At 60.3% G+C, this 1,207-nt stretch carries 1 protein-coding gene and 2 pseudogenes; 1 reads left to right on the top strand and 2 read right to left on the bottom strand.

Features of this window, described 5'->3' with window-relative positions:
• A pseudogene (locus AC1DRJ_RS28505) lies at positions 1-289 on the top strand (hypothetical protein); the annotation flags it as partial.
• Between the two features lie 121 nt (positions 290-410).
• Here the strand turns inward: AC1DRJ_RS28505 and maiA are convergent.
• A complete protein-coding gene (gene maiA / locus AC1DRJ_RS28500; RefSeq protein ID WP_477805083.1) occupies positions 411-1,046 on the bottom strand; it encodes a maleylacetoacetate isomerase in 636 nt (211 codons plus the stop codon).
• 12 nt (positions 1,047-1,058) lie between these two features.
• Positions 1,059-1,207: pseudogene (locus tag AC1DRJ_RS28495) on the bottom strand (fumarylacetoacetase); the annotation flags it as partial.

Raw genomic sequence — 1,207 nt, 5'->3', positions numbered from 1 at the left:
GGCTGAACCAGTGCAGATGCTGCAACGCCTGTCGCGAAACCTGCGTCAACTGCACCTCTCCCACGATGACTACATCGGCGCCCTGGTCGACGCCGAACGTGTGCTGGAACTGGGCAACGCCAACGCCGCCGATTACCTGGCCAGGGCCAGCCTCTATCAACGACTGGACTGCCCGAATGCCGAACGCTTCGACCTGGAGCATGCGCTGTTGCTCAGCGACGACCCGATCCAGCGGATTCGCCTGACGGAACGCCTGGGGCACTTGCCGCCCAACGCAATCGTCCATTGATCGCAGATCCCCTGTGGGAGCGAGCTTGCTCGTGAAAGCGGTGTGTCAGTCAACGTAGATGTCGACTGACACGACGCCTTCGCGAGCAAGCCCGCTCCCACATTTTGATCGGGGTGAGGCGTTAAGGGGTGTCTGGCTGGTTGGCCGGGTGGGCCTTGATGAACGCAGGATGCGTGGCTGCCAGTGCCGCTACTTGGCGAATCCGTGGATACGTTTCGAGAGTAATGTTGAATCGCTCCGCCGCGTACAGCTGCGGGATCAGGTAGACATCCGCCAATCCCGGTTCGTCGCCAAAGCAATAACCTACTTCCCCGATCAACTGCTCCACCGTCGCCAGCCCTTGGCTGATCCAGTGCCCGATCCACTCCACCACTTGCGGTTCGTCATGGCCCAGCTGACGCAGCCTGTTGAGCACGCTGACGTTGTGCAGCGGATGCACATCGCAACCGATCACCGCCGCCACACCGCGCTCACGGGCGCGGGCAACGAAGTCTTTGGAGAGCAGCGGCACCTGTGGATAACGTTCTTCCAGGTACTCGATGATCGCGGGTGACTGAATCAACAGATCGCCTTCATCCGTGCGCAAGGCCGGGACCCGCCCTTGCGGGTTGATGCCCAAGTACGCCGACTGTCGATGTTCGCCACCTGGCGGTGCAATCAGGTTGACCGGCAAGGCCTGATAATCCAGGCCCTTGAGCGCCAACGCGATACGCACCCGATAAGACGAGGTCGAACGGTAGTAGGTATAGAGTTCCATCACCCAATCCTCTTAACGCGCCGGCAGTACTTTGCCGCGGCATTCACCAAAGCCGATGGAAGCAAAACCCTCGCGGCTGCAACGGGCACGCAAGATGATTTCGTCGCCGTCTTCCAGGAATTTACGCACTTCGCCCGACGCCAACTCGATAGGCTTTTTAC

This window comes from Pseudomonas sp. P5_B2 (assembly GCF_056400445.1).
This window is presented reverse-complemented; position numbering and strand designations above follow the sequence as displayed.

Bases quoted from the DNA above. Each gene is read 5' to 3' on its own strand.
- maiA (WP_477805083.1), bottom strand. From the start codon at position 1,046: ATGGAACTCTATACCTACTACCGTTCGACCTCGTCTTATCGGGTGCGT.